Here is an 8802-nt window from a genome sequence, read left to right as displayed (position 1 = left end):
ATGAGGCCGGTCTGTTCGGCCAGGGGGATGAAGTCGCCGGGGCTGATCATGCCGCGCTGGGGGTGGCGCCAGCGCACCAGGGCTTCTGCCCCCATGAGCTGGGACTGGTGGTCCACGACGGGCTGGTAGTGCACGAGCAGTTCACCCCGGGCCAGGCCCTGGCGCAGGTCGGCTTCCAGGTTGGAGCGGGCGTTGACGGCGGCCTGCATGTTGGGGTCGAAGAAGCGCTGGGTGTTGCGGCCTGCGGCTTTGGCCTGGTACATGGCCAGGTCGGCGCGTTTGAGGAGTTCGTCCACCGTCAGGCGTTCGTCGCCAAAGAGGGTGATGCCGATGCTGGGGGTGCTGTAGTGTTGGGCGCCGTCCAGGTCGAAGGGCTGGTTCAGGCTGGCCAGGAGTTTTTCTGCGACGGTTTCTGCCTGGGTGGCGGCGTCTTGCAGGTCGGGGGCCAGGGCTTCAAGCATGACGACGAATTCGTCGCCGCCAAAGCGGGCAACGGTGTCGGCTTCGCGCACGCTGCCCACCAGGCGGGTGGCGACCTGGGCCAGGAGCTGGTCGCCCATGTCGTGGCCCAGGGTGTCGTTGAGGTCCTTGAAGTTATCGAGGTCGATGAACAGCAGGGCGCCGAGGTTTCTGGTGCGCTGGCAGGCGGCGATGGAGCGCTGCAGGCGATCGAGCAGCAGGCGGCGGTTGGGCAGGCCCGTCAAGGCGTCAAAGAAGGCCAGGCGTTCGATCTCTTGTTCTGCTCGCTTTCGGTCCGTGATGTCCATGGTGAAACCGTGGGACACCACCGAGCCATCGGGCTCGCGGTGGGGTATCGCATTGGTCATGTGCCAGCGCACGCTGCCGTCGGGCATGCGCACGCGGTACTCGCACTGCCAGGGCACCAGCTTGCGCACCGAGGTGATCGCAGAGCGCTGCACCTGCGGCAGGTCTTCAGGCAGCACGCGGTGCATGAGCACGCCATGGTCGGCGGTCACCTGGCTCGGTTCCACACCCATGAAGTCGCGCACCGCATCGCTGATGTACTGCACGCTGGTGCCACCGTCCGCATGCAGGCGGTACTCGTAGATGAAGCCCGGAATGCGGCTGGCAATGCGCTGGATGAACAACAGCTGCTCGCGCAGCTGTTCTGCGGCGCGGTGCTCGTCCGTCACGTCCTGCACCACCCCCATCACCACCTGCACGCCGTCGCGCGGCAGCGTACGCTGCACGCGGGACCGCATCCAGCGCACTTCGCCATCGGGGCGGCGCCAGCGGTACTCCACATCCAGTCCGGCACCTGGCACGCGGGGCGTGTCAAATACATGGCGGTCCTCGGGCAGGATGCCACTCACAGCGCGCTCAGGGTCCACCCATTCCTGCTGCTCAAAGCCCGCGATATCGCACAGGCCCGGGGACCACAGCAGCACCGTCTCGCCGGGGTCTTCAATGCGGCGCCAGTGGCCAGTGCGTGCCAAGCTCTCCATGGTATTGAAAACCTCGGTCTGCTCGCGCAGTTCGCGGCGCACCTCTTCCAGGGCACGTTCCGACGCTGCCAGCGCGGCACGCAAGGTCTCGGCCTCGGTGGCATCGCGCACGGTGACCACAATGCAGTCCGTGGTCACGCGGCGGGCAGACAGGTCCCAGGCCAGCAGCAGCCGGCCCGGCTCGCGCACCACCTGGCGGCATTCGAGCGGCGCGCCCACGCGGGCCACGCCCTGCAACTGGTCCATGAGGGGGGTGCCCGCCAGCAGGTCGAACACCTCGCAGGCGTCAGCGCCCGGGTTGCGCACCGCGCCCAGGCCGGGCATGCGCCGTGCGGCAGCGTTGGCGGCAAGCAGCAGCAGACGGCCGTGCTGCAACCGAAATTCCATCAAGGCCACCGGAACGGCGTCGACCAGCGCTTGCAGACGCGCCTGCGCCATCGGCTCTATGTGGCCCTCGCCGATGGGGGCCAGGAGATCGGTCAACAGTTCGGACGAGATCACGGTCGCTCTGAAACCTTTGAAGCCTGCGGTGGGTATGAATCCCGCCTGGGCAAGGCGGGGCCGACGGTCACAGTCAATGCGCCAGCATACAGGCAAGAGTATGTCAAAACGTAACAGTCATTGAAAACCTGTGGCATTTATCCGAGGGAAAACCCGAGACCCCCGGTACAGCACGTCGATGACCATGCGCACCTCTTGCACCGGGCTCCGACACCTGCCGCGCGCAGTGAAACCGACCGGGGGCGAACTGCTACAGTCCACGCCTCATTTCCCGGCCCCCCAGCATGTCCGACACGCTTGAGCACCACACCCCCATTGTGTCGGTAGGCAGACACACTTTTGCGCCCGGGGGGATGTTTTCCCTTTGTTGACAGCCACTTAGCGCATCTACGCCAACCTGCGCTGGAGCACACTATGGGCGTGGATTGGCATGGTTAGGCGATGGAATTACCCCAAAATTACCCCAAGTAAATAGCCCGGGAAGTGAGGCATAGCCTAGCGTATGGAAGCGTACTTTGACGGCGCCTGCCACGATTTTCCGGGCATAAAGGGCCTGCTTCAGCGCATCAAGCACGAAGTCCTTTCACATCGAACTGCTCACTCGCCAGCCCAAGATGCGACGGGCGAACACGTCATGACGAAGGCCACGTACAGCCAGCCCTGCCAGGTCGAGACGTACGTGAAGTCCGAGACCCACAGCTGGTTCGGCCGCTCGACCCGGAACTGCCGGTTGACCTGATCCAGTCGACACCGCGCCTTGGCATCTGCGATGGTGGTGCGCACGACCTTGCCTCGCATCACACCGTGCAGCCCCAAGCGCCGCATCAATCGCTCGACCGTGCAACTGGCCACCACCACGCCTTCGCGTGCCCTCCAGCGTCCCCGTGGACCACAGAAGTCTGCAACCGGCGCTGGCTATCGGAAGATCCTATTGAAGTCTTGGACGGCATTAGGCTGGTTGCTGTCGCTCAGTTTGAACAAGGTAGATGTCCGCCTTCTCCGAAAGCCGACTTTCTTCGCCTAGTCGATTGGCCTACAGCAGCCTTTTAACCTCTGGCCTGCGAGAGCTCTGGGGTTTCTAAGCAAGAGGATGCTGCCATCCTTAATAGTTCATGATGAAATCGCTAGCACCATAAGCTCGACCATTTTTACCTCTCAACCTTGAGCGGTTGTTTGCTCGTCCTGCTGGCGGTGGCTCTTTTTTTGGCACAAGCAAACTTTTAGTTTAGAGGCTGGGCGCAGGGCTTGGTGCATTCACGACTGCCGGGGTCAAGAGATCTGGCATCCATCGCCTCACGGCGATGGATGGATTTGGCGCAGCATTGGGGCCTTGGGGCTTGGCCTGGGGCATGCAGCACGTTGGCCGCTGTGCCCCAGAATACTAGCCGGCCGCCAATGCGAGACGAGTTGCGCCTTGCGTGATCGGCCGTGCTGTACTTGAGTTGAATCGAAGCTCCACCTGCTTCAAAAAGTGCGAGAGCAGCATCACGTAGAGTGCATCACCCAAGGCAGCGTCCTCAACACCCACATCAAGGTTGGGATTGTCGTTGATCTCAATGACAAAGACGCCTGAGGGAGTGGACTTTAGATCCACGCCGTAAAAGCTGGTGCCCACCAAGCGCGTCGAGCTGACAGCGGCGTGCAGCACCTCGGGAGGTACCTCATCAAGAGGTACGGCCTGTACTCGACCCTCGGTGTAATTTCCATTGTCGGCGTGCTGCAGTATTTGCCAGTGGCCGTCGCACATGAAGTACTTTGCCGCAAAAACTGGTTGGCCGGCGAGCACGCCGATGCGCCAGTCGAAGTCCGTATACATGTACTCCTGCAGAAGAATGATTTCAGACTCCCTGAGCATATCTTTTGCGATCTCCTGAAGGTGCTCAAAGCTGTCAGCCTTCTTGACGCTTCGGCTGAACGCTCCGTCTGGCACTTTTACGACCAGGGGATACGTCAGCCGGTTGTGCATATCGGCGATGGTGCGCCTGCTGGCCATATGGGTCATGGGAGTCGCGATGGAATTCTCGCGGAGGATCTCCGCCAGGAAAGCCTTGTTGGTGCAACGCAGGATGGACACCGGATCGTCAATGACAGGCATGCCTTCGGCGACGGCCTTCTTCGCAAACTGGAACGTATGGTGCGTTACGGCTGTGGTCTCGCGGATGAAGAGCGCGTCGAACTGGGTCAGTCGCGAAAGGTCCTTCTTCTCGATGAGCTCGACAGCAATGCCCATGTCCTGTCCAACGTCAACCAGCTTCTTGAGCGTCTTGAGGTTAGAGGGTGGCAGCGGGTCGTTAGGGTCGTGCAGGACAGCCAGATCCATCCTGGGCAGAGGCATGGCGATCATGGGGCGCCAGCTGCGGCGGGTGTACTGACGCAGAGCCTGAACGAAGACCTCGTCACGCGCAGTGTCCACGTCACGAAGGTCCAGAGCCTGCATGTCGCCAATCTGCCAACTCAAGGACTGCTCCTGCCGCTCCAAGGTGATCTCCATCAGTGGACAACGGAACAGCTCAAAGCTCTTGCGCGCAAGTGCTGCAAGGGCAGGATCCTCTATAACGCCGAAGAACACATGCAACGTTAGGGTGTTAACCGACCGTGGGATTTCCTTCAACGGTCCGATCAGCCTGTTGAGCTGCGCAAGCGCGGCTGGCTGCATGCGTTTGCGTTGGAGACTGAGTATCGTGTCCACGCTCGGGGTCACGCGATCACCTCGGGCCTCCGCGAGCAGGGAGCAGTAGTACCCCATGCTCAGGTAGCCATAGGTCCGGCAAAGGTTGGTGACTTTGCGCAGCTGCCCGCGGGCGCCAGGCTCTTCTGCAACGAACTGGTCTGCGGTGATGACCTTGAGTTCCGAATCTTCCCATCGGAAGTCGGCCAGCTTTTCTACAACGATGACGTGTTCTGAGGACAATTTATTTCTTTCCAGAGATGACGACCGCCGCCGTGCGCCTTCGGCGCCCGTATCTGGCGATCTTCTTGAATTCACCCAGGCTGATGGACATGCCTCCATCAGTGTCGCTGGAGCGCGCCATGGGGTCGAGGATGCGGAACACCGCTCCGTCGAAACCGACAATCACCACCCAATGGGGCGTTTTCTCGCGGTGCAGTCGCCATAGGCTGATGAGCACGATGGGCAGGCGCCCTGCGCGCAGATGATCGATGAGGCTTTCGGGAGACACAGGCCGCGCATAGATAGGAACTTCATGTTCCACCAGCTCGGACCGGAAGTCGTTCTCCACCAACTGGATGACGTCCTTCTTGTGTTGGTCACGCACGCTGTCCATGAACAGGGATGCGCCAGCGGCCGCATACACAGACACGTCAAAGCCGCGCCTCAGTGCAGAACGCGCCAGCCCGAATGGGCCGCACCCTCCGTGGCCAGCGGCCATGAAGACGGTTGTAGCTTCGCGCCACAGGCGGATTTCTGCGGCCTGGTTCACGGGGGTGGACGAGTCCATTGCAGACATCGCCATCAGCAATGCGCACGGGCCGCAGGTGAAATCAAGCGTTTGGGCATAGTGGCGCACAAGGTGTGCAGTGCCTCCTTGTGTCAATGAGCCGTCGAACAGATCTCGCTGAAAGCACAAGGCGTCTTCGCCATCCTCATAATAGGCAGCCTTGCGCCCTGACTGCGAAAACCCATAACGCTCGAAGAGGCGGTGCGCGGTGGCATTGTCCAGTCGGCTTTCGAGCCGTAGAACCGCACATCCTGCTCGTCGCGCATCGCTCAGTGCCGCAGCCAACAATTTCGCCGCGACGCCCGATCCGCGCGCCGCAGGTGCAACGGCGATGGAGTACAGGCGCGCCACCGACGAGCCTTTGCGGCGCAACACCACGCAGGCACCATCCAACGCATCCTTGGACCTGCTGACCAATACACGGGCTGATGGACTGGCCAACATCCGCTGCCAGCTTCGCAGGGAAATCCGATCGCTTTCGAACGTAGAGCGCTCTAGGTTGTCCAGCTTTACTAGATCTTCGATGCCGGCCAATTCGACCTCAGTGCTCTGGATCACCTGATTCATCTAAAACCCTGGCGGGACTTTCGCCCCTTGCGGTCAGACAATTTCAGGACCAGCCATCCCATCGCAATCGGTACCACCAACACGAGAAGGGCGAGCAGAATGTGCAGCCAGTCATCCATGACTTAGCCTTGAGAAATCGCGTTGCAGCCATGAAGGGGCGTCAGCACCAATGGTCGGCTTGCTGCCCGCACAGCAGGCTTTCAATGGCATGGGCGCACCTCGTTACCTGAGATTTTGGCAATGCGTCCAAATTGGGCGGCGGGCAATGCGGCCATCAGGCAGTGCATCGTCTGCTCGACATCTCCCAGATGGACATGCAGGGTGACCGTCGCCAGTTGTCGAACTGGATCCAGGGCCAGGCCGTAGCCGCGCAGCTGCGATCCAAGCACGGCGTGCAGCGTGATTCGCAAGTTGTGCGCATTGGCGCATGACGCGACAAGCGGTAGCTCCACCAATGGATTGGGATCGGTACCCACTTCTGGAAAAGGGAGCACCTGAACCCGGTGCAGGCTGGTGCTCGGGCATTTCTGCAGCATGTTTATCGCCAGAAAGAGCACTGCTTGAGTGACTAAGCTGGCATGTGTTGAACATGCATCCAGTCTAGGAAGTTTGGTGTAAATCCTTCGTAAAAACTGATGGCCTTGCCGTTAAATCAACGTCAATTTCTGTGTCCCAGCGATCAGACAGCGCCTCCAAAATGCGCGGACGCAATTGCCCCAGGCGGTCATGGTCAAACCGACAGCCGGTAACCCACACCCGACTCGGTTAGCAAATGGCGCGGCTGCGCGGGATCTGCCTCCAGCTTCTGCCGCAGGTGCCCCATGTAGATGCGCAGGTAGTGGCTCTGATCCGATCGCATAGGTCCCCACACCTCGCGAAGCAGTTGCTTCTGGGTGATGACGCGTCCCGCATTGGTGATGAGTACCGATAGCATGCGGTACTCGGTCGGCGTCAGATGGACTTCCACTCCGGCCTTGCGCACCACGCGCGCAGTGCGGTCCACCTCCACATCTCCGAACTGGAACGCTGGCTCCACCCCGTCGGCGACCAACCCATTGCCTGTCGCAACCCGGGGACGGCGCAGGTTCGCGCGCACCCGCGCCAGCAATTCTCCTGTCCCGAAGGGTTTGGTGAGGTAGTCATCGGCTCCCGCATCCAGCGCGTTGATCTTGTCAGCCTCATCGGTGCGCGCGGACAAGACGATGATCGGCACGGCGGACCAGCCGCGCACGTCGCGGATGAGATCGATGCCGTCTCCATCCGGCAAACCCAGATCGAGCACCAGCAGATCCGGTTGACGGGTTCCTACGGCGGACAAGCCCTCGCGCAGCGTCGCCGCTTCGTTCACCTGCCAGCCTTCGGCCTCCAGCGCGCTGCGCACGAAGCGCCGGATCTGAGGCTCGTCTTCCACCACCAAAACGGTACGTATTTGCATTGCATCAGGGGGCGACAGGGCCCCGCTCCATGTCTTCAAAATCGGGTTCGGGCGGGGGTTCGCGCCTTGGAATGGTGATTGTGAACTGCGCGCCACCTCCAGAAGCGCTCGCTGCCGAGATCGTTCCGCCATGGGCATGCACCACTGCCTTGCAGATGGCCAGGCCCAGCCCCACACCTGGCGTTGCGGACTCAGCCTGCCCGCGCGTGAACTTCTCAAACAGCGTGTGCTCTTTTCCTCGAACCGAAAGAGGCAGTCCAGCCCCATGGTCCGTCACTTCCAGCACCAGGCTGCTTTCGGTCGTAGAGGCTTTCACGACAATGGGCGGTGCCCCATACTTGGCGGCGTTTTCCAGGAGGTTGACCAACACGCGCTCGATGAGCACAGCGTCGAACTCCACCAAGGGCAAATCTGCAGGGATGTCTGTGCGCACGGTCGTGCCGCCCAGCGCGGCTTGGGCTGCCCGGATGGATGCGCCGACGACTTCCTCTACCGATTGCCAGTCGCGCCGCAAACTGACGCTCTGGCCCGATACATCGCTTTCCAACCGGGCCATGTCCAGCAGGTTGCTGACGAGCGCGTTGAGTTGGTGGGCCTGGTGCACGATGGCTTGCGCCACCGACTCCCGCTCGTGCGGCGGCGCTGACCTGAGCGACTCGGCCAGTGTGATGAGCGCTGTGAGAGGCGTGCGCACATCATGGGACACGGCGCCCAGCAGCGCGTTGCGCAGTCGCTCGGATTCGACGTCCAGAACAGCCTTCTGCGCAATGTCGACGTAGTGCACCCGTTCGAGCGCGATGGCGATCTGTCGGGCCTGCGTATCGAGCTGCTGAGCCTGTTCAGGAATGAGCAGCCACCTCGGATTCGAAGGCTCCAATGCAAGCACGCCTCGCACCCGCATGGGGGCTTTCAAAGGCACATAGCTGTTAGCGCCAGTGCAATCGTGATCAGCAGTGCCAGTCGAACATTGACCAGGGGCTAGAGCTGGTTCCATTTGAAGCCAGCTGTGGATAACTATAGGGTGGATGCTTCGGTAGGTCCTCCTTTCTTTGAAGTCGTGGTCAGTATGGCCGAGCCATCAGGCGAGGCCCTTTCCTCCGCGGTCTCGCTAACCTGGGCCGCTGCTGCCTTCTTGGTCTGCTCACGGGCCTTGATGCGCCCCTTGGCTTCGTGCGTGCTGTGGCGGAAGCGGTAGGACTCGTTGCCCGTCTCGATGATGTGGCAGTGATGGGTCAAGCGATCCAGCAACGCAGTGGTCATCTTGGCATCGCCGAACACCGTGGACCACTCCGCGAACGTCAGGTTGGTGGTGATCATCACGCTGGTGTGCTCGTACAGCTTGGACAGCAGGTGGAACACAAGGCGCCACCGGCCT

7 protein-coding genes and 1 pseudogene are annotated in these 8802 nt (G+C 61.4%); all 8 read right to left on the bottom strand.

Going from position 1 to position 8802, the window contains the following annotated elements; translation table 11 throughout:
- Positions 1–1967 (bottom strand): putative bifunctional diguanylate cyclase/phosphodiesterase (locus tag ARADN35_RS26840; protein ID WP_010467293.1); only part of this gene is annotated, 1967 nt, incomplete at its 3' end.
- Positions 1968–2553: 586 nt separating this feature from the next.
- Positions 2554–2843 (bottom strand): annotated as a pseudogene (locus ARADN35_RS26835) (DDE-type integrase/transposase/recombinase); the annotation flags it as partial.
- A 505-nt stretch (positions 2844–3348) separates the two neighbouring features.
- Positions 3349–4878: a RimK family protein gene (locus ARADN35_RS0125530; RefSeq protein WP_010467289.1), complete on the bottom strand. Its 1530-nt coding sequence runs from the start codon at positions 4876–4878 to the stop codon at positions 3349–3351.
- 1 nt (position 4879) lies between these two features.
- Positions 4880–5992 (bottom strand): GNAT family N-acetyltransferase/peptidase C39 family protein, encoded by a 1113-nt coding sequence (locus ARADN35_RS0125525; protein ID WP_029414411.1) that lies wholly within the window; start codon positions 5990–5992, stop codon positions 4880–4882.
- 200 nt (positions 5993–6192) lie between these two features.
- A complete protein-coding gene (locus tag ARADN35_RS28145; protein WP_139019242.1) occupies positions 6193–6528 on the bottom strand; it encodes a hypothetical protein in 336 nt (111 codons plus the stop codon).
- Positions 6529–6722: 194 nt separating this feature from the next.
- On the bottom strand, positions 6723–7427 hold the full coding sequence (gene kdpE, locus ARADN35_RS0125510; protein ID WP_029414410.1) for a two-component system response regulator KdpE: 705 nt from the start codon (positions 7425–7427) through the stop codon (positions 6723–6725).
- Between the two features lie 4 nt (positions 7428–7431).
- The gene (locus tag ARADN35_RS0125505) at positions 7432–8421 is read right to left on the bottom strand and encodes an ATP-binding protein (protein WP_258070087.1); all 990 of its coding nucleotides are present in this window, start codon (positions 8419–8421) and stop codon (positions 7432–7434) included.
- Between the two features lie 20 nt (positions 8422–8441).
- Positions 8442–8802 (bottom strand): ATP-binding protein (locus ARADN35_RS0125500; RefSeq protein WP_010467277.1); only part of this gene is annotated, 361 nt, incomplete at its 5' end.

It is taken from the genome of Acidovorax radicis N35, assembly GCF_000204195.1.
GTDB lineage: Bacteria > Pseudomonadota > Gammaproteobacteria > Burkholderiales > Burkholderiaceae_C > Acidovorax > Acidovorax radicis.
This window is presented reverse-complemented; position numbering and strand designations above follow the sequence as displayed.